This is a genomic window from Mucilaginibacter sp. P1_D10, assembly GCF_056406215.1.
The window spans coordinates 245,889-267,718 of the sequence record NZ_JBFUAP010000002.1 but is presented as its reverse complement, the minus strand read 5'-3'; the positions used below and the strand labels follow the sequence as shown (position 1 = coordinate 267,718).

12 protein-coding genes are annotated in these 21,830 nt (G+C 48.2%); 1 reads left to right on the top strand and 11 read right to left on the bottom strand.

The window, feature by feature from the left end; translation table 11 throughout:
• Nucleotides 1–4: 4 nt before the first annotated feature.
• Both AC1DYT_RS03580 and AC1DYT_RS03575 read right to left on the bottom strand, forming a co-directional pair.
• Nucleotides 5–1,255, bottom strand: a complete 1,251-nt coding sequence (locus AC1DYT_RS03580) for a sigma-54 interaction domain-containing protein (protein ID WP_477468279.1) — start codon at nucleotides 1,253–1,255, stop codon at nucleotides 5–7.
• Between the two features lie 116 nt (nucleotides 1,256–1,371).
• The gene (locus AC1DYT_RS03575; protein ID WP_477468278.1) at nucleotides 1,372–2,895 is read right to left on the bottom strand and encodes a MiaB/RimO family radical SAM methylthiotransferase; all 1,524 of its coding nucleotides are present in this window, start codon (nucleotides 2,893–2,895) and stop codon (nucleotides 1,372–1,374) included.
• Between the two features lie 148 nt (nucleotides 2,896–3,043).
• Between AC1DYT_RS03575 and AC1DYT_RS03570 the strand changes: the two genes are divergently transcribed.
• Nucleotides 3,044–4,858: an AsmA family protein gene (locus AC1DYT_RS03570; RefSeq protein ID WP_477468277.1), complete on the top strand. Its 1,815-nt coding sequence runs from the start codon at nucleotides 3,044–3,046 to the stop codon at nucleotides 4,856–4,858.
• 216 nt (nucleotides 4,859–5,074) lie between these two features.
• Here AC1DYT_RS03570 and sov read toward each other — a convergent pair whose 3' ends face one another.
• The 9 genes from sov to AC1DYT_RS03525 all read right to left on the bottom strand — a co-directional run bounded on the left by sov (nucleotide 5,075) and on the right by AC1DYT_RS03525 (nucleotide 21,821).
• Nucleotides 5,075–12,214, bottom strand: a complete 7,140-nt coding sequence (gene sov, locus AC1DYT_RS03565) for a T9SS outer membrane translocon Sov/SprA (protein ID WP_477468276.1) — start codon at nucleotides 12,212–12,214, stop codon at nucleotides 5,075–5,077.
• A gap of 23 nt (nucleotides 12,215–12,237) precedes the next feature.
• Entirely contained in the window at nucleotides 12,238–12,822 is a 585-nt protein-coding gene (ruvA, locus tag AC1DYT_RS03560) for a Holliday junction branch migration protein RuvA (protein WP_477460582.1), read from the bottom strand.
• Nucleotides 12,823–12,825: 3 nt separating this feature from the next.
• Complete coding sequence (locus AC1DYT_RS03555; protein ID WP_477468275.1) at nucleotides 12,826–15,132, bottom strand: NADP-dependent malic enzyme; 2,307 nt, start codon at nucleotides 15,130–15,132, stop codon at nucleotides 12,826–12,828.
• Between the two features lie 402 nt (nucleotides 15,133–15,534).
• A complete protein-coding gene (locus tag AC1DYT_RS03550; protein WP_477468274.1) occupies nucleotides 15,535–16,647 on the bottom strand; it encodes a hypothetical protein in 1,113 nt (370 codons plus the stop codon).
• A gap of 69 nt (nucleotides 16,648–16,716) precedes the next feature.
• Complete coding sequence (locus AC1DYT_RS03545) at nucleotides 16,717–17,997, bottom strand: lytic transglycosylase domain-containing protein (protein ID WP_477468273.1); 1,281 nt, start codon at nucleotides 17,995–17,997, stop codon at nucleotides 16,717–16,719.
• A gap of 237 nt (nucleotides 17,998–18,234) precedes the next feature.
• Nucleotides 18,235–19,659, bottom strand: coding sequence for an Asp-tRNA(Asn)/Glu-tRNA(Gln) amidotransferase subunit GatA (gene gatA / locus AC1DYT_RS03540; RefSeq protein ID WP_477468272.1), 1,425 nt, complete (start codon nucleotides 19,657–19,659; stop codon nucleotides 18,235–18,237).
• 102 nt (nucleotides 19,660–19,761) lie between these two features.
• A complete protein-coding gene (locus AC1DYT_RS03535; protein ID WP_477468271.1) occupies nucleotides 19,762–19,932 on the bottom strand; it encodes a Sec-independent protein translocase subunit TatA/TatB in 171 nt (56 codons plus the stop codon).
• Between the two features lie 30 nt (nucleotides 19,933–19,962).
• On the bottom strand, nucleotides 19,963–20,445 hold the full coding sequence (locus tag AC1DYT_RS03530) for a Sec-independent protein translocase subunit TatA/TatB (protein ID WP_477468270.1): 483 nt from the start codon (nucleotides 20,443–20,445) through the stop codon (nucleotides 19,963–19,965).
• 56 nt (nucleotides 20,446–20,501) lie between these two features.
• Entirely contained in the window at nucleotides 20,502–21,821 is a 1,320-nt protein-coding gene (locus tag AC1DYT_RS03525; RefSeq protein ID WP_477468269.1) for a murein hydrolase activator EnvC family protein, read from the bottom strand.
• Between the last annotated feature and the right edge of the window lie 9 nt (nucleotides 21,822–21,830).

The following is a 21,830-nucleotide window of genomic DNA, read 5'->3' as shown; positions in this document are numbered from 1 at the left end:
ATAACTATAAATTTAACTCTTTTATTTTACGATACAAGGTTCTTTCTGAAATGCCCAGTTCGTTTGCCGCGAGTTTGCGTTTGCCTTTATGTTTTTTGAGGGCCTTGCGTATCAGATCCGATTCTTTATCCACCAGCGAAAGCGACTCTTCCACTTCCTCGGCATCATGCGTAATATTGTAAGCATCGGCATTGCCGCTGTTGATACCTGACGTTACCGGCTTTTGCAAAGTGAATTGTGGTTCCTGATGATTGCTTTGCGGCAATTCAATATCGCGATACAATTGCGTAAGCGTTTGCGAGTGATTTTGATGGTTAACGCTCACGCCGCCATGTTCAATGATATCGGCAACCAGCTTTTTCAGTTCTACCATATCGCGCTTCATATCAAACAATACTTTATACAGGATGTCACGTTCCGAGAAATCTTCTTTGGGTTGGTTATCCAGGCGCATAGGCAAGTTACTCCGGCCCGTTTCGTGCGGGATGTAGGTGAGCAAAGTTGCAGCGGTAATAATTCGGTCGCGTTCCAGCACGGCCAGTTGCTCGGCCATGTTTTTTAACTGACGGACGTTGCCCGGCCAGGTATAATTAATGAGCACCTGTTGTGCATCCTCATCCAGCTGGATGGGTGGCGTGCGGTATTTATCGGTAAAATCGGCCGTGAACTTGCGGAACAGCAGGAAAATATCCTCTTTCCTATCGCGCAGGGGTGGTATGCGCAGCGGTACGGTATTCAATCGATAGTACAAATCCTCGCGGAATTTACCGGCTTTCACGGCATCATAAACATCTACGTTGGTAGCAGCTATAACGCGCACGTTGGTTTTCTCTACTTTAGATGAACCCACGCGTATGTACTGGCCAGATTCCAGCACACGCAGCAAACGTGCCTGAGTGCCTAAGGGCATTTCGGCAATCTCATCCAAAAAGATGGTACCGCCATTTACGGTTTCGAAATAACCTTTACGCTCGCCAACGGCACCTGTATAGGCACCCTTCTCGTGCCCGAAGAGTTCCGAATCGATAGTACCCTCGGGTATCGCCCCGCAGTTTACGGCAATAAAGGGCCCGTGCTTGCGCGGACTCATCTGGTGGATGATGTGCGAAAACACTTCCTTACCACTACCGCTTTCGCCGGTAATCAGTACCGAAATATCCGTAGGAGATACCTGGTTAGCTATATTGATTGCCCGGTTAAGCAAAGGCGAATTGCCGATGATACCGAAGCGATTTTTAATTTCTTGTATTTCCATGAGCCCCCTAACCCCCTGAAGGGGGAACTTTGCCCCCCAAGCCCCCTAAAGGGGAGCCGAAGGATGTTTATATTTTATTACCTATTAGCCCCGTTTGCTAATCAAAAGCTCCCCCTTCAGGGGGCTGGGGGGCTAACGATCTTACCTATCAGCGTTGCCGATGTTGTCCTTTCTACCAACACATTTGCGTATTGGCCCGGCTTATATCCTTCCGTTACCGGGAATATTACCATGGCGTTCTGGTCGCTGCGGCCGCAATAGTCATTGTTCGATTTTTTGGAGAAGCCTTCTATCAGCACTTTCTCTACCCTGCCTAAACGTGCCTGCATGCGGTAGTACGAGTATTGTTGCTGCTTGGCTACAATCTCCGCCAAACGTGCTTGTTTAACGGCTTCGGGTATATCATCTGCATAACGCTTGGCGGCTAAAGTACCCGGGCGTTCGCTGTATTTAAACATATAGGCAAAATCGTACTTCACGTAATCCATCATGCTTACGCTATCATTATGCTCCTCATCTGTTTCGGTACAGAAACCGGTGATCATATCGGTAGATATCGCGCATTCCGGTATTATCCTGCGGATGGCATCAATACGGTTGATATACCAGTCACGGTCGTAAGTGCGGTTCATCAGCTCCAATATTCTGCTGTTGCCGCTTTGCACCGGCAGGTGTATGTAGTTGCAAATGTTATCGTATTTGGCAATGGTGTATAACACCTCGTCGGTAATATCTTTAGGGTGCGAGGTGGAGAAACGCACGCGCAAATCGGGGTTGATTAAAGCAACCATCTCCAGCAAGTTGGCAAAGTTGACGGTAACCTCTGCAACCGAAGCCTCACCTAAATCCTCTCCAAAGGAGAGAACTTCAGAAGTTGTGGTGCTTAGCTCCCTCTCCTTTGGAGAGGGCTGGGGTGAGGCCGGGTGAGGCTTCTTCCACTTATACGAATCCACATTCTGTCCCAACAGCGTCACCTCGCGGTAGCCCTGGTTAAACAGATCGGTACATTCCTTTACAATCGAAACCGCATCGCGGCTGCGTTCGCGACCGCGGGTAAAGGGTACTACGCAAAACGAGCACATGTTATCGCAGCCACGCATAATAGAAACAAAGGCGTTGATGCCGTTGCTGTTTAGGCGTACCGGACTTATATCGGCATAAGTTTCTTCGCGGCTTAGCAGTACGTTTACCGCACGCTGGCCGCCATCAACCTGTTCTATCAGGTTCGGCAAATCGCGGTATGCATCGGGACCCACAACTACATCTACCAGTTTTTCTTCCTCTAAAAATTTAGCTTTAAGGCGTTCGGCCATGCAGCCCAATACACCAACCACCATACCCGGGTTTTTAAACTTGGCCCCCGCAAATTCTTTGAGGCGGTTACGCACGCGTACTTCCGCATTCTCGCGGATAGAGCAGGTGTTGATGAACACCACGTCGGCATTGTTAAAATCGCCTGTGGTTTCAAACCCGCTGTCGGCCAGTATCGAAGCTACTATCTCGCTGTCAGAAAAATTCATGGCGCAGCCATAGCTCTCTATGTAAAGCTTTCGCCCGTTATTTTTGCCAACAGGCTTCAATACCAAAGCCTCGCCCTGCCTGCTCTCGTCATGTGCCTTATCCGGTATAAGCAAATCCATCGTCATCCTTAAAAATTGAAGGGCAAAAATACAAAATTTTAGTTAATGATGTGACAGTTTGTCAGCGACTAACAAAATGAATGTTTTATTGTTAGAACAAAGCCCTTTACGGGGACTCATTATTCGGCATAAATAAATTACCCTATAAATGGCGTTTAAACTACTCCGGCAACGCTGGCAAAAAATAACCCTGATAGCCGTGCTCTCTATATTGGGCATAACGCTGATAGTCGCGCTATTCGCCAATAGCTACTTTGCCCCAAAACTGGCCGATAAGATAAAAGCCCAGGTACTCAAAAGCAGCGATAGCCTCTACCGCATAGACATTGGCAATACCGAATTGCACATCCTCCGAGGGCAAGCCACTTTATATGATATCAAACTGAGCGTAGATACTGCCGTTTATAATCTTAAGAAAAAACAAGGCACCGCCCCAAATAACCTGTACGAATTGCAGGTGAAGCGCCTGGTGGTATCGCATATGCAACTGCTTACGCTGTACTTTAAAAAAAAGCTGAACATTGGCCGAATTACCCTCAACGCTCCGGACGTGGAGGTAAGCTATCACGCGAACCAAAAACCTGATACGTCAAAAAAAGATAAGCGTACGCTTTGGCAAAAGATCTCCAAATCGCTCGAGTTGATCAATGTAGGCGAGATCTATTTGAACGATGTGAAACTAAAATATAAAGACTATACCGGGCCTAAGGTTGCTGTATCAGCTTTTAAGGAATTAAACCTGAAAGCCACAGATTTGCTGATAGATTCCGCCACGCAAAAAGACACCTCGCGGTTTTTGTTTTGTAAGGATGTGAGGACAGAGCTATACAACTATAGCAGTAAGTCGGCGGATGGATTGTATACCTTCAAAGTTAGATCGGTAATGCTGTCTACCCAAACGGCGCGACTAATAGTAACCGGGCTAAACCTGCAACCGGTGGACCACACCTTGTTCTTCAATAAAGTAAAGGCCGACAGGTTTACCCTGCGGATAGATTCGACGGTGTTCAGCAACTTCGATTATATGAACTATCAAAAAAACCAGGACCTGGATGTATCTAAGCTGACCATGTACAAAGGTTTTTTTGAGGTGTACAGCAACTACAACGGCCCCTTGAAAACTACCGACAGGCTGGTTACCTTTCCGCATTGGGCCATCCGCCATGCTGTTAAGGCTAAGTTTAATTTGGATACCCTCGACCTGAAAAACTTCAACACCACATATCGGCAGCTCAATAAAGGCCCCATGAAAACGGGGATGATCTTTTTCAATAACATCAGCGCCCGGTTTTTAAACCTTACCAATAAACAGGAACAACTGAAAAAGAACAACATAGCCACGGCAAACCTTACCAGTTATTTTATGGGGAAAGGGAAATTCAGTCTGTCGTTCAATTTTAATTTAAGCGATGCGGCTTACAGCTACAGTTATAAAGGGCATCTGGGGCCGATGGATATCGCAGAGGCCAACCCGGCAATAGTACCGTTATCGTTGGTTAAGGTAACATCGGGAAGGGTAAAAAGCCTCGATTTTAATATCCATAGTACACAAAAGACCTCTACAGGTACGGTATCGTTTTTATACAGCAACCTGCAGATAGATGTACTGCGGAAAGATTATACCAAAAAATCCGTCATTACTACGCTGGCAAACGCCTTTATCATTAAGCACGATAACCCGGATGATGGCAACAACGTGCCGCGCTCGGCAAAGGTGGCGTTCATTAGGCCGGCAAATTTTCCTTTCTTTAAAACGGTATGGCAAACTATCCTCAGCGGCATAAAAGCCTGTGCCGGCGTTGGCAAGGCCCAGGAAGAAAAATTCAAAAAACAAAGCGCCGACGATGCCCGAAAAGAGCAGGAAGACTTGCTGAAAGATGCCAGGAAAAAAAAGGAGGAAGAGGATAAAAAGTTTAAAGAGGCATTGAAAAAGAAGAAAGAGGAAGCGAAGAAGAAGGGGTAAATAAAATCGTCACAAGGCACGGAGCAACCTCCCGCTAGGCAGAGCGACTTGCATATCCTTTCACTCATTGTCATTGCGAGGAGCAGCGTGGGAGTTGTGCGATAGGAGCGACGCGGCAACCTCATAGGACGCTCATACGCCTGGTTAACTTTGCACATTCGAATGTCCTATGAGGTTGCCACGCTATCGCTCGCAATGACATAGCTTTTTACTTTTCTATTGCAGCAACAACTTCAAATTAATCCCAAAATTGGTAAACGAGGTATTGAACGTTTGCGAGGTGTAGGGCTTGGTGATATTGCTATCGTAAAAGATATTGAGGTTGAACCGTTGGTTGATGACGTAATCTATCGATGGGCGCATGGTGATATTCTTTGCACCTGAAGACACCTCTGCCTCCTGCACGTCGGCGCGGTATATCAGTGTTTTGTTATCGCGGATGGATACATCCAGCTTAAAGTTGATATCGTTATTGGCCTTGCTTGCAAACCAGCCAAATGGCATCTTGAAATTCTTGGGTCGGTAGCCAAAGCCCAATACCACGATATTTTCGCTTTGTTGTGCCAGTTGACTATTGAGCAAACTTAAGGCCAATGCACGGGTTTTGCGGAACTCGAGGTTGGCTGTCATGCTGTTCTTGAAACGGACGTCGACACCTAGCAGCGGCACAAATTGCTCAAATATGCTCACCTGCGTCATTTGATAAAAAGGCAGGAAATCGGCATTGGCATCACGCGATGTTACGCCGCCATTGGCTTCGCGGTATTGTAGCAGCGTAGTGTAGCCATTTACGTTGTATGAGGAACGGTAACCGTGGCGGATATCGAAGGAATCGAAAATCTCGGTAAAAAAGGCAATCTTGCCCAGTCCATTGTAGGTTATCTGCCAGTTGGGTATAGGCGTTGAGGGGAACTGGCTCAACGAGGCGCTGGATGCATCCTTACCTAAATAGGCCGCCAAAAATGCCGGCACCAATACATTCTGCGCATTGGCTCCATAACCATCGGCGAAGCCTGTGGTACTAACGCCCGAATTAGGGTTTGTTGCACCCAGTCGCTTGGAGATTACAGCCCTGTTATCCAAAAACTGCTGGAACGTGGTGGATTTATTGCTCACCCCTGTTGATTTGGAGAAAGCGGTAGCCAGCGATAATATGGATACACTATACGTACCCGAAGTGGTAGGGCTAAGGTTTTCTATGCTATTACTACTGGCCAGGTATTTAAAGTTGGTTTGGTAGTTGCGGTCCTGCGTTTTAAAGGCAATCAATTCTATCCGTAAATCCTTAAACGGCTCAATAATGCTGCGAAGTCGCAAATCGGAATTGAAGGTGCGCACGTAGGGTTGGTTTTGCAGGGTGTCGCTGGTTATCCATCCGTTGGCAACGGCACGGCTCCGCAAATCGGACTGGCTGCCCAGCAGGAAGCCTATGCCCGGCGAATCGTACGTAAAATCCTGCCCGAAGAAGTTCGACTGCGGCAAATAGCCCGGCAAAAAGGTTCCTTCGGTACGGGTGTAGGTGCCGCTTACATTTTTGATGCCTGTTAATATCCCCAGCAGCACGCCGCCGATACCGCCCTTGTCGGCAGTTCCTTTGCGTAGCGCCTTAAACTTATTGTAAAGTGTGGTGAACGTAAGCGTAGGATTCAACTGAACGGTGCGCGAGTTCTGAATGCTGTTGCCGATGTTGTAATCGGGGTTGTTGATGGCAAATTCGGGCTGGGTTTGCCAGTTGAAGTGGGTGCTGTAGCGGGCGATCAGGGCCGTCCAATCCATCCCCGGTATCTTATTTATAGGCGTAGTATAGTTAAAGTTGATGGTGTGGTTATAGTTGGTAGTTCGGCCCAGCCTTTTTAGGTTCTCCCATAGGGTATCTCTTTTAAGCCCGTTGATGCGACCAGCGGGTTCGTCTACTACCGATAAATTGGTAGCATCTATATCCATCTGCAAGGATTTGGATAAATTCCAGCCAATTCCGTAAACCCGGGTAATATTGAAGTTTTTGTTGAAGCTGGTGGGTATGGGTATATAGTTATTAGGGTCGTTGTTTCGCAACGTGTTCTCAGAGTAATACCTGTCGAAATTAATGCTGAAGTTCAACCGCGATGGCAGTATGCTGAAGTTGAAATCCCTTGCCAGGGCCAGCAGGTTGCTTTTTATTACTTTCTCAAAAGGCGTGTAATATTTAGGCTGATTGCTGTAGTTATACGCCAGGCTTACACGATAGGTGCGGGCAAGGTCGCTCTGCACGATGAAATCGTGGTGCGTGTATTCGGTGTAAGCATAGGTGGCATTAAAGTTTTCGATATCATAAACGTGTACCGGCGCGCTGGCATCCGTTCGCTCTTTATGCACGTTGGTAAAGTTGATGCTTTTGCGCATGGTGTAATCAACAGATACGTTGCGGATAGAATCCCTGGCCTGCGAGTTGGGCGCGGCCGCAAGGGTTTTCTTCAGTTCCACATCGGGCGATTGCGGGTCGTATTGCGGGGTGGCTACCGCGTTGCTTACGTTTATATAAGCCGGTATCTTGATGCCGCTTTTGGCCGGGAAGAATTTACCCAGCTCCACGCTGCCCGATATATCGTACAACTGGTTATCGCTGCGGCTCCTGTCGCTCACACGCGAATCGAGAGAACCGAAACCGACGGTGCTCTTACTGCCCGATACTGTGATGTTGGCAAAATCGGCTAACGCAAAATCTGCCCTTGCGGTTGCCGCCCATCCGCCGCGCTGGTCAAAATCCGTCAACCGCAGCTCGTCGAACCATAGCGTTCCCGTTTTATCCAACCCATCATCCGGCCCGGCATTGCTGCCTTTATAAGGGTTACGCACGCCCACCATAATGGTCCGAAGGCGACTCAAATCCGGCTGGCCTTTTATGGTTACTTTATTGTGCCCGTCGGTATATACGAAGGGGGTGGTAAATGGCCATGGCAGGCCATTCAGCTTGGCGTTGTTACGGGCCAGCTTGGCACTGGTGAGCAGGTCCAGTTGCAGATCCAGTTCATTGCTGGCGGGCCATATGGCGCCGGGGTCGCGCGTACCGGGCTGGGTAATGGCGAGGGGTACTTCGTATTCGTAATAGTTATCCTGGTAGTCAACACCCAAACGGATAAAGGCGTTCAGGTCATTATCTACCAGTTGGTCGCCCTCGGCATGGATAAACATCTGTATCTTTTTGTACGAGCGCAAATCATTATAAAACGTGCGGAACGCAGCGCGGGAGTAGCCATCGCGCAGGTTGGTAACCTTTATGGATAAGGATTGCTCGTTAAGCTTGGTATCGGTTTGCAGGTTGTTGTAGTTGCGCTGGCGGTTTATACCCGGCGGCACCACGTAAGGTATAGGTGTGCGGTTGCCGTTTTCTTCTATGTTCACGGCCTGCACATCCAGCACCGAGTTATCGTTTGCAGGGTTTTGTATGGCAGGATCGGCAATTACGTTCAGCGGGTTGTTGGCGGCGTTGAAGCTGCGCCACTCGCCGCGCACCAGCTGCAGGGTGGCAAAGCGTAGTACCGAAGTATCGGCAAAGTTGGTCATAAACATGCGCATAAAGCGGATGGCCTTAAAATCCTGTATGTTGCCTACCTTGCTTTGGTAATCGGTTATCGGTATCCTGAACTGGTACCAGGTAACGGCTTCCGTTTGGCCGTTGGCCAGCTTTACGTTGGAGGTAACCTTATCGCTGATGTAGTTTTGGCCAACCAGCATATCCTGCGGGCGGATAGACACCCGGTACTGGAAGTACTCGTCAGTCTGGCTCATGTTGTTGTCCTTGTTGATGTCCTCACCATCGGGCAGCGATGTTGATGCCGAGGTTTGCAAGCCAAGCTCCGCCTGCGATTGCTCTGCCGTTTTTGAGTTGCCCTCGGCGCCGTTGTAGCGGCTATAACGCTCCATAATGCCGGCGCGCGACTGGTCCAAATCGGGGCCCTGGTAATAGCGGTAATCATCAGATGATGGGTCGGCTACGAAAGCGGCGGCCGCTTGCGGACTCAATACAGCTTTCACCTGGTTTACTATGCTGGAGAACTTCGTTTGCTCATCAGTACTGTTCAAGCCATCCAAACCCACATCCTGCAATGCGCGCGAATTGGGGTCGTTATCGAAGGCGTTGATAACCGGTTGTAGTTTAGATACTCTGCCCCAGTTGGTGTCGTCGGTTTTATCGGTGGCGCCGTCAATAGGCAGGCCGTTCTCCAGGCTCTTGCGGCCGTCTTTCAGCACGTCTTCAGATATACTGCCGAGGTTAAAAAATAAATCGCCGCCCTGCGATGCCGGCTTGTAGATGAATGGGTCCATTACCCAAAATTCGATATAGCCAACATTCAACGATTCGAAGTCGTTCGTCTCCAGCTTGCGGAACATGCCGCCCCAGCGTGTTTTAGGGTTCTGCAGCGTGCCATCCTGGTTGATGCCCGTAGTAGTGTAATTATATGGCCCGCGCACGGTTGGGTAAAATGCCATATTGAGCGTGGCCAAAGTAAGCGGCTGCCCGGTTACCGATTGCTTAAAGGGGAACACTTCCTGTTCTATCACCTGCCTTACATAATGGTTCGATAGGTCGGCGCGGTTAATGGGGATATTGCCGGAATTGGTATAAAATATAGGATCGATGTTGTAAAAAGCCAAACGCGCGCGGTTAAAGCCGTAGCTTAAATCGTTAAAAAGTTGCGATTCGTTAAACATCTGCGGCGTACCGGATATTTGCCAGCTCACCGCACTCTTCACATCGATAACCGAGCGGCTGTTCTCAAAATCGTCGAGGTACGAAGTACCGTTCTTGGAACCGGCAAAGTTCAATGCACCGGGGCTGCCGGGCATCAGTTTGGCAAACTCGCCACTTAGGTTTATGGTCGACGGCGCCTTGGTATTGATTAGCGGTATCTTATCTACCAGCCGGGTTAAAAAGCGCGATGTAGTAGTATAATTGGCATCGAAACCGAAGATGCTGTTAGAGATAGACTCCTCTCCCACCAGTTCGTTCTGCGTTATGGGCTGCTCGGTAAGGTGCATAAAAGTTGCGCCGAGGAGCAGTTTATCGCTTGCGCGGTAATCGAGCCGGGTGCCCCAGAGCGATTTTTGCTGTACGCCAAAAAGCTCGTTATTCTCTATCTTGATATTGATGGGCTGGCCCGAGGAAAGCAGGGCCTGGTTCAATATCCGGATACGGCCCGAGCTATAATCAACGGTGTAATCCGCACCCTCGTTCAGTTTTAAATTGCCTGCCGTAACTACCACCGAGCCCTGCGGTATATTCACGGCGTTCAATTGGTATTCAGAGCCTTGGGTTGAGGTGTAAGTTCCTTTTATCAAATACCGGTTCAGCTTGGGAAAAAGCTGCTGCGCGATGGTCTTAGTAGAATCGTACAAGGGCTGGTACACGTACCGCGCCGCAAGGTCGGCCTCACCGGGGGTGAATTGCTTCGCGAGGTCGGAGCCGAAGGGTTCCAGCACGGGGAACATAATGCGCCCGTTCTGCGAATCGATGGTTACCCCCTCCAAAAAGTCGAAAAAGCCATCGGGCCGTTTATCGCTCTGTTGGTCCAGGTTATCCACGCCCGTCAGCTGCAGCCACCGCTTGCTTTTAGTGTTCGTGCCCTCATCCATTATGGTCTTTTCGATGCCCGATTTGTCATCCAGGCGGCTGATGTTCAGCTTAAAATCATTCGGACTGATACCGTACGCGCCCAGCGAGTAGATGTTTTTCATCATCAGATCCCAGGTAGGCAGATTGGTTTTCAGCAATTCATTCTTCAATAATTTCACGAAGAGTACCTTCGGCGTGGCAGGGTCAACGGCCTGGTCGCTGCTGAACTCGCCCACCTGGTATTGCTGCCCATTGTATGAATATTGGTAGGCCACGGCCAAAACCTCGTCGTTATTCAAAGGGTAATTCAGCGATATATAACCCAGCTGCGGATGAAGGGTGTATTCCTTTTCGGTAAGTTTTCGGGCGTAGGTTAGCTTGGCATAATTATCTGTTGCGCCCGTTGCACGGAAGTAGTTGGCTACATCGTTGGAGTTGGTGGCACGGGAACCTGCCGGCAGGCTGGCCAACAAGTTATTTGATTGCTGGGTGAAACCAGGCCCGCTGAAGCCGGCAGGCAGGCCGCTGAAGCCCGGGCCGCCCTGTATAGTAGGGTTATACGGCCTGTTTTCGCCCAAATCCAAAAAGCCCAATATATCGCGGCTATCGGTGGTAACGTTGGTGCGGTTGGTTGTCCAAACCTCTATTTTGGTAATGTTGATATTGGAACTGATAATGGGGATATTGGCCAATGCACGGTTATAGTTGTTGCGGAAATATTGCGACAAAAAGTAGTGCTTATTGGCCTCGTAATCGGCCGGGGTGAGGGATATATTGCCCTGCTGCGAGCCGTTGGTAATCGTAATATTTTTCGATTGCGAACGCTGTTGCGACAGGATAGTGGTAATATCCAACCTGCCGAATTTCAGTTTCGTCTTCACACCAAAAAGCGCCTGGCTGCCGGTAATGAGCGAGGTGTTCAAGGGCATGCTTACGGTACCGGCCTCTATCTTCTGGATGATTTCATCGGGATGGCCGGTATAATCGAGTTTTATCTGATTCTCGAATTGGAACTGCGCCTCGGTATTGTAATTGGTGCTTATCTTCAGCTTATCGCCAATATCGCCGGTAACGTTCAGTTGTATCCGCTGGTCGAAATTAAAGTTGAACTGGCTGCGCTGGCGGGTATTGAAAAGTGGGTTCTCGTTCTTGTTTATCTGCCCTGCCAAAATCACCTCCGCCGAACCCTGCGGTCGTATGTTGATGTTTGAGCTGCCGAATATCTGCTCGAAGGTTTTGCTGCGCACCTTTATCTGCGGTATAAACCCCGGCTGCTGCGAATCGTAGGCATAATTATCCGCAAGTTGGCGGTAGTACTCGCGTTGCACCCCTTTTTGCTGCAGTTTTAAATACTCGGCAACGGTAAGGTACTGCGGGAAACCGTAATTTAAATTACCCAGCTTTTTGTAAACGATGTAGGTATTGGTGAGCGGATCGTACACTACGGTGCGCACCACACCCGGCGGGTCGGTATCGAAGTAGCCATCCAAAGCCAGCTGGTTGCGGGTTTTGGTGAGCTTGGGCGCGCCGGTTAAGGGCGCGGTATTCCGCGGCTTGGTGGTATCTGCCGGGTTATTGGTTTGCTGCTGCGTTTGGGGGCGTTGCTGGCCGGGCTGCTGCTGCGTACCCGGTTGCGTAGTCCCCGGGCGGGCAATGGTGGTTTGCCCCGGTATCTGCTGCTGGGCCAATAGTTCCCCGGTTCCGCAAAAAGCAGATAATAAAAGCGTACCTATAAAAATTTTACAAGTAAGTTTTCTAACCAAGGGTTATCAAAATTTTATCGTTATTATAAACTTTTCAGTGCCAGTTTAATAAGCTGTTCAACGGTTAATGTGCCGCCGTTCTTACTGATTTCGCTGTCCAGTGTTTTCTCGGCAACATTACGCACAAAACCTAACATTACAAGGGCTGAAAGCGCCTCTTCTTTTACCGTTTTTAACCCTGTAATTACCGTTAGTGTATCCGGGCCCTCTTTGCGCAGTTTATCCTGCAGCTCTAAAATAATGCGCTGGGCAGATTTTGGGCCGATGCCCTTTATCCGCTGGATGAGCGGCACATTGCCCTGCACTATGGCGTTGCGTATCTCATCGGGGGTGATAGACGACAACATCATGCGGGCAGTATTTGGCCCAATGCCCGATATAGATACCAGGTGCAGAAAGAGCTTGCGCTCTCCCTCGCTTACGAAACCATAAAGGGTGTGGGCATCTTCTTTCACGTGCAGCCAAACAAACAGCTTGCAGCGCTCCCCGGCCGGGAGCTGTGAAAAGGTATTTACCGAAATATTGATGTGGTAGCCCACTCCCCCGGCATCTATCACAACATGCGCCGGGCTTTTAAACGCCAGCTTCCCATCAATATAATCGTACATATACTATTTAACTTTTCGTGCCTTAGCTGATGACGCTTCCGCGCGGCTCTTCTCCTGCGCATCAACCACGGCAATGGTAACCATGTTCACAATTTCCCTTACGCTACTACCCAATTGCAAAACGTGCACCGGCTTTTTAAGGCCCAGCAAAATAGGGCCAACGGCTTCGGCCCCGCCAATTTCCTGCAATAATTTGTAGGCAATATTGCCCGACTCTAATGTAGGGAAAATAAGCGTATTTGCGGGCTTCCCTGTCAACGTACTGAACCCAAAATTATCTTTCAGCAATTCAGCATTCAGGGCAAAGTTGGCCTGCATCTCACCATCTACCACCATATTGGGGTATTTATCGTGCAGTATGCGCACCGCCTCGCGGGTTTTTTCGGGTATCGCACCCTCGTTAGATCCAAAGTTTGAATAGGACAGCAGTGCTACTCTAGGCTTAGGTATAAAGTAGGATACTGCTTTTTCTATCAACACCGTTATATCTACCAGTTCCTGCACGGTTGGGTTTACGTTTACGGTGGTATCGCCAAAAAACACGGGGCCTTTTGGGGTTATCATCAGGTACATGCCAGCAACGCGGTTTACGCCCTCATCCGTCCCGATGATTTGCAGGGCAGGCTTTATGGTATCTACGTAGTTTTTGGTAAGGCCGGATATCAGCGCATCAGCCTCGCCGAATTGCACCATGCAAGCCCCGTAGTAGTTACGGTCGACAACCATTTTGCGGGCTTCGTTTTTGGTGATGCCGCGGCGCTGGCGTTTCTTGAACAAGTAATCGGCAAAATCGTGCACACGGGGGCAATCGTCGCGCGTATCTATCATCTCTACATCGCCCAAGTCCAGCTCGTTCTCCCGCATGATGGCTTTTATCTTTTCGATATTGCCCAGCAAAATCGGCGTTGCAATGCCTTCGTCTTTTACTATTTGCGCTGCGCGGAGTATCTTGTAGGTATCGGCCTCGGCAAAAACAACACGTTTCGGGTTCTGCTTGGCCTTGTTGGTAATGTCGCGCATCAGCTTGTTGCTGGTGCCCAGGCGCGATAGTAGTTCTTCGTGATAAGCGTCCCAATCGGTAATAGCTTTACGGGCTACGCCGCTCTCCATGGCGGCCTTGGCTACAGCCGAGGATACCTCAGTTATCAGCCTCTGGTCCATTGGCTTGGGGATGATATAATCCCTGCCGAACTTAAGGTTGGTGATGTTGTATGCCAGGTTAACTGCCTCAGGTACCGGCTTTTTTGCCATGTTGGCTATAGCGTGTACTGCGGCAATCTTCATTTCTTCGTTAATGGCGGTTGCCCTCACATCCAGCGCCCCACGGAAAATGTAGGGGAAGCCCAGCACGTTGTTCACCTGGTTAGGGTAATCGGAGCGGCCGGTTGCCATGATGATATCTTTACGGGCGGCAACAGCCAAATCGTATTGTATCTCCGGCTCGGGGTTGGCCATGGCAAACACTACGGGGTTTTTGGCCATGCTTACCAGCATAGCCGGGGTAACCACGTTGCCCGCAGATAGGCCCACGAAAACGTCGGCGCTCTTCATGGCATCGGCAAGGGTTTTAACGTCCTTACGTTCGGTGGCAAACTCCATGCGTATATCGTCCAGATCGGTGCGGTTGGTATCCAATACCCCATTGATGTCGAACATCACCAGGTTTTCTTTCTTTACCCCAAGCGACAGGTACATTTTTGAGCAGGAAACCGCAGCGGCACCCGCGCCGTTCACTACCATTTTTATCTTATCCAACTTTTTGCCTTGTATCTCGCAGGCGTTCATCAGCGCTGCGCCGGATATAATGGCTGTGCCGTGCTGGTCATCGTGCATCACCGGGATCTTCATCTCGGCCTTCAGCCTGCGTTCTATCTCGAAACAGGTTGGTGCCGATATATCTTCGAGGTTTACACCTCCGAAGGTTGGCTCCAGTGCCTTTACTATCATCACGAATTCATCAACCGTTTTAGCGTTTACCTCCAGATCGAACACGTCGATATCGGCATAAATTTTAAACAACAGGCCTTTGCCCTCCATTACGGGTTTGCTTGCCTCGGGACCGATGTTGCCCAAACCAAGCACAGCCGTACCATTGCTGATAACCGCCACCAGATTGCCTTTTGCGGTGTATTTGTATACATCGTCAACGTTTTCTGCAATGGCGCGGCAGGGTTCTGCAACACCCGGCGAATAGGCCAGGGTTAAGTCGCGTTGAGAATTGGTAGGCTTGGTTGGTACTACCTGTATTTTACCGGGACGGCCTTTGGAGTGGTAATTAAGGGCATCCTGTTTACGATTTGGTTTATTCATCTTCTTCTCTAATTCAAGCCCTCAAAACTACGATTACTTTTTTTGAAAGCTGGTAATAAAAAAGCCCGGTAATGCAATGGACAGTACCCGGGCCGCTGAATTTTCGCGGTTATACCTATCCATATACAAGAATTTTGAGCCTTCATATAAAAAAGTCCGTGAACGGTAAAGCCCCGATTACTCGGGGCTTTACCGTTATCCATTTTAATAAGTTTAAGGGGTTTTATTTCAGGGAACCTCTTTTTAAAAAGATTCTCAACCCCCTTTTTTTCGTACAAGATTAAATCCTGCTTAAAGACCTAAGATAAAATATCTTTTGCCATTTAAAATTATCCTTTACCTACGCCCATCTATTATAATTTAAGTTGCTTTCAATACACTAAGTTAGACAAATATCGGAATTTAATGTTTAATTAAAGAAAAATTATATCCTTGGCCGGGAGTTAAGAAGGGCAGTTCATATATGGTTGTATACGCTCTTTTAGATCTTTTCTTCAACTCCTCGTTTGGAAAAGTCGGAAATAGTCGAAAATCGTATCCATTAGGCACCGTCACTTCTATTGTTGAAGGCATCATATATAAGTTAGTAAATGCATAATCATCTATTCCTCCATTGTTCGGCGTAAAAGTTGTTTTTAAAGTCATGTAAGCAGCTAAAGAACCATTTGGCTCTACCGTTTGACGGATAGCCGGCTTTAACTCGAAAAGCGACCCCGACTTTAAATCTTCAATAGGTGTTTCAATAAAGTCATCAATTGACAGTGGCTCGAATGAAGGCTTAATAAGGTTCTCGGAGATCCCTGCTTCTACAAATTCGTAAAGTTTGGTTTCCGTCTCAGTAGTAGAAAACCTCATCACGTATTCAAGTTTAACTTTTGAGAAATTCTTCACATGAAAAGCGTCCTCTTGGATAAGTTCTATTCTGCCGTCTATCAGGACCGAAAACTTTAACTTCAATTTATATTTTTGGAATAAAAAGCCCGGTTTAAAGAAATCTATTTCATTCATCTCATTAGCAATTTCAGGCGACGTGCGCTCCGAAAGAATTAATTTGAAAAAATCATTGTTAATCGTGGTGGTTAAATCTTGAGTTTGAGATACTAACGCATCAGATGCTTTCTCTAATGCTATTTTTAACTTGGCTTCCTGATCTTCAATAAGTAAAGTTAACCCACTTAAACTGCTTACTAATTTTTCTTCTTGTTTTGACACAACTTCAGTAGCACTTTTTAAGCTTACGAGAATTTTTTCTTCCTGTTCTTTAAGAGCATGCGTCAACTCTTTAACAAAAGCGTTTCTGGTTTCCCGTTCAAGAATAACGTTAATAAAGAAAAAGACGACTAACGCTTCTCCAAATATCAACATAAAGTGACTAGCGGCAGTTGCTTCTAACGAATGATTACCGTATATATCTAAACAAACGCCAGCAGCGAACAGGGCAACACCAACAGCACAATAAAGAAATTTATACCTATTTAAAAAGTCATAAAAACGGGACGATGATTTTTCAGACACGACTCAAGGTTTAAGTTGCGTTAAGATAACTACTTAAAGAATATCTTGCAAACTTTTATTGATAAAAAGTTATCCCTTGTTTAGGTTAACGGTAAGCCCGGCCACCAGGCGGATGTTCCTGTTATTGCCCAATTGCTTGTTCCATAGCATCAAATCTTCTACCCGTATGCCGTATTTAGTGGCAATATCAACCAGCGTTTCGCCCAGTTTGGTGATATGGAATGCGGGTATATTACGAGGCGCCGCGACCAAAGCCGGCGGCTGTGTGGTTGTAGTGGCTGCGGTTTGTCCGGGCTGCGTAGTTGGCTGCGTAACTGGAGGCTTTGCCTGCGCCACTACTACTGGCTTAGGTTTTGGTGGAGGCGGTACGTACACCGGGTGATACGGCGGTATAACAGCGTTGGGGTTATTGATGGCCTCGGTCAATATCGCGTAACGGTCTTTACGGCTTTGGGGTACGATAATCCTGCGTGGTTCGGCAGTAGTGCCGTTTATAATCAGTTGGCGGTACGATGGGTTAAGCACCATCATTTCTTTGATATCCAGGCCCAGCGCGGCAGAAATACGGTTCAGCGGCACGTATTTGTTCACCAGCAGTGTATCGGTTTGCAGGGCTATAGTGGTAGGCTGAGGGGTGATGCCATGCCTTTTGTAATAATTCATGATATAGGTTACCGCGATATAAGCTGGCACGTAACCGCGCGTTTCGGCAGGCAGCAACTGGCGGATTGACCAGTAATCGGTTGCGCCGGTTTTTGCAAGGGCGTTCTCTACATTGCTTTTGCCACAATTGTACGATGCAATAGCCAGCAGCCAATCGCCGAATTGCTGGTAGGCATCGCGCAGGTAGGCCGCTGCGGCTGCGCTCGATTGGATGGGGTCGCGGCGCTCGTCTACATAATCCGTCATCTTCAGCCCGTATATCTTGGCCGTTTCCGACATGAACTGCCATGGCCCGGCTGCGCCCACCCGCGATACCGCATTGGGGTTAAGTGCCGACTCCACGATGGAAAGGTACTTTATCTCATCGGGCACGCCCGCAGCGGCAAAAGCGCTTTCGTAAATGGGGAAGTAGTATTTAGACAGGCCAAGCAAACGGCTCATTTCGTCGCGACGGCTCAGGTAATTGTCTATGTAGCCTTGTACGTACACATTGTAATCCATGGGTACATCGCGCTGGATAGAATCGAGCCGGCGTTTGAAAATAACATCCTGGTATTTAGATGAAGTGACTTCTTTTATAGGCAGCAAAGCAGAGGTATCCGCATTGAAAGATTGCGCGTGAGTGCCATCAACCTTAATTACCTGCAATACCGCCACGCAAATCAAAAACGTAAAGAATTTCTTCATAAAGCAGGTTATGCCGGGCTTTACGAGCAGGGAAATCGCTTTTTTGTTTTCCTTTCCCCTCTTGAGAGGCTGGGCGGGGTTGAGCGTAAGCGGGGTGTGTTAATCGATATTTTTAACGGCTACACACCCCTCCACCCCTCTCAAGAGGGGAATCGCACAGGCCCCTGCGCACTATTTAAAAACGATTTTCCGGGCTTTAGGCTCGCCGGAGGATTTATTTACTAAAGTATAAACTTTCTATAATTGCAGGAAATATTCGGAGAAATTCAACAATTGTTCCTCGGCAAACCCGCTGGCTAACAGTTGCAAACCTAACGGCAAACCCTTGCTGTTATTGCCCGCCGGCAGCGAGATAGCAGGCAGGCCCGCCAACGACGCTTGCACGGTAAAAATATCGTGCAGATAGGTTACCACCGGGTCTTTCTCCTTTTTTCCTATCGGGAAGGCAGGCTCCGGCGCTGTTGGCGTGAGCAGGAAATCGTACTCCTGCAGTATCTTGCGGGTTTGTTCCCTGATCAGCTTGCGCACTTTTTGGGCTTTGGCGTAGTAGGCGTCGTAGTAGCCCGCGCTCAGCACGAATGTGCCCAGCATAATGCGGCGTTTTACTTCCTTGCCGAAACCTTCCGAGCGGGATAACTTGTAGGTGCTGGTAAGGTCGGTAGCGTTGGGGCTGCGGTAGCCGTAATGCACGCCATCGTACCTGGCAAGGTTGCTCGAGGCCTCGGCCATGGCCAAAATATAGTAAGTAGGTACCAGGTACTCCAGGTACTCAAAAGATATCGCCTTAACGGTGTGCCCATCGGCACGCAGTTTTTCTATAGCGTTGATGAGCGTATTCTTCACCTCGGCATCTACGCCGGGGCTTGATAATGCTTCCTGCAAATAAGCAATCTTCTTTTTGCCCGTATCGGTGGTGTGGTCTGCCGCAGCAGGCACGGGTTTGTGCGATAGGGTACTATCGAATTCATCAGGGCCGGCCATTACCTCGAAAAGCAGGGCCGCATCGCTGATGGACTTGGTTAACGTACCTACCTGATCGAACGAGGAAGCGTAGGAAATAATGCCATGCCTGGATATGCGCCCGTAGCTTGGCTTAAAGCCCACCACGCCACAAAACGACGCAGGCTGCCTTACCGAGCCGCCGGTATCTGTACCGATGGCTGCATGGCACATGCCTGCCTGCACCGCCACAGCAGAGCCGCCCGATGAACCGCCCGATACGCGGGTTTCGTCGGCAGCGTTTTTTACCGGGCCGTAAAAGGAGTTCTCGTTAGATGCGCCCATAGCAAACTCATCGCAATTGCAGCGGCCTATAATAATGGCGTCCTGCGCAAGCAAACGTTCTACAATGGTTGATGAATAAATAGAAGTGAAATTATCAAGGATACGCGAGGATGCGCTCACTTTATGCCCTTTGTAGCAAATATTATCTTTAATGGCTATAACCATACCGGCCAGTTTGCCGGCGGTGCCGCTTTTGATGCGGGCATCTATACTTTTTGCAGATGCCAGCGCATCCTGCTCAAATACTTCGTTGAAAACATTTAAACGGCTGTTTGCTTTTATCTTTTTAAGATAACTTTTTACCAGGCCTTCGGCCGTAAGCTTACCGATTTGCAAACCTCTCTTAACATCTGCGTAAGAGGAATAATTTTTAGACATGGGGCCTAAAATAAAAAACTTATCCGTTGAAGCATAACAATTTCAACAGATAAGTTTATAAGTTTAAACAGCTATTAAGCTGCCCACAAGGATATCGGAATATTATAACTTTGGTTTCTCTTCGGTTGAAGTGTTGCTTTCGCCGTTTTGAGCGTCTTTAAATTCCTTTACGCCTTTACCTAAACCTTTCATCAGTTCAGGAATTTTCTTACCTCCAAACAATATCAGTATCGCGATAATGATCAGAATGATTTCCGGTGCGCCTAATCCCATTTTTTTAAGTTTTTATGTACGTTAATTTTTTTATTTATATTCTTCTTCGATAGTCTTTTTAGCGGGCTCTTCGGCCTTCGTAAGGTTTATTGATGAGCCATTATCATGAGCAGTAACAGTAGTATGTTCTGCTTCCTGCGCGCCTTCATAAACGGGGTGTACATACTCCGGCGTTTCGTCTGCCAGCACATCGGTAGCAGAGTGGCCCTCAAAAGCCGGCAGGGTACCTTCTATGGGTACATACGCAGGCTGGGCGGGGTCCGGTTGTTTTTCTTCGTTTTTTTCTTCCAGCGATTTCTTAAGGTCGGTTTTTTTGTCCTCGTAATTGTTTATCTGGTTGTTTATCTCTCGCTTAACATCGTCTGAGGCGTCTTTAAAATCGCGGATACCTTTGCCAAGGCCGCGTGCTATTTCGGGCAGTTTTTCGCCACCAAACAGCATCAGCGCCGCAAAAACGATCAAAATCATCTCGCCGGAGCCAATATTCAGGAATAAAAAAACTGTGCTCAACATCTTATCTCACAATTAAGGTTACAAATATATATAATTACAACGCTATCGCGTGCATTTTAGTTTGGGGTCAGCCATACTTTGGGGTCCACGAACGTCTTACCTTTATTCAAGGTGAAGTTTATAGATGATTCCCCGCTAAGCTGATCGGTAGCCACCGTGCCTATAGTTTGCTTGGTAGTTACTTTCTGCCCCGCCGAAACGCTTACGGTACGAAGGTTCGAATATGAGGTAAAATATTCACCATGGTTAATGATAACCAAATATGTCCCGCTTATGTCCATCACCCTTTTCACTTCGCCATCAAATACTGCTCTAACAGGCGCCCCTGCACCGGCCCTAATTTCCCAGCCATTGTTCTCATTTCGGATACCGTCTTCCGTATATATGCCAAAATAGTGTATCGGCTGCCCGTTCGCCACCGGCCATGGCAAGCGGCCCTTATTGCCCAAAAAGTCGTTCGATAGTTTGGCTGCCTCTGGCGTTGAGTTTAAGGCCTCGCTATCGGTGGTCCGTCTTACCGGTAGCGGCTTCTTTGGTGCGGGTGCCGGCGCATTGTCGGCTTTGGCTTTAGCAGCGGCTATACGCGCGGCATCTTCGGCCCGGCGCCTGGCATCTTCTTCGGCTTTACGCCTAAGCTCCTCTATTTCGCGGGCAATGGCCCTGTTTATTTCGCGGGTGGTTTTCGCAATTTTTACCTGTACATCTTTTTGCTGCTGCTTAAGTTCGCTCTGGTGCTGGCTTAAGCCCGATATTACCTTTACCTGCGTTTGCTTCGCCCTGCCAAGCTCTATTTTTTCTTTCTCCTGCTCGGTAAGCAGGTTATTCTTCTCTTTTTTATCCTTATCCAGCCCTATTATTTTTATGCCCAGCTCTTTTTGCGTGCCTTGTATGTACCCTGCCTGCCGCTCGCGGTAGGTGCCAAACTGCTGCAGATACTTCAAGCGCCGGTAAGCCTGGTTAAAATCTTTCGCCGCGAAAATAAACATCAGCTTATTATAGGCGCTTTGATTGCGGTAGGCAAAAAGCACCATGCCTGCATACTCTTTCTTAAGCTGATCTAACTGACTCTGTAAGTTATGTACGGTATTATTGCTCTCAGAGATTTGGTTATCCAAATTGCGCACCTCGGCATTGATATTCTGTATTTTTTCTTGCCGCAGGTTTATTTGTATCTTGAGGTTATTGAGCTGTTTTAACGAAACCTTTTTATTGTTGGCGGTTGCTTCGTACTCCTGGTTAAGCTGCTGCAACTCCTCGGTCAATTTATCTTTACGCTTTTTTAGCTCGGCACTGGTTTGCGCAAATGCGCTTTGCCCAAAAATGCCCGACAGGATAAATACGGCGACAATAACAGAGGCTACTTTAAAAAATTTCATCTACCAAAA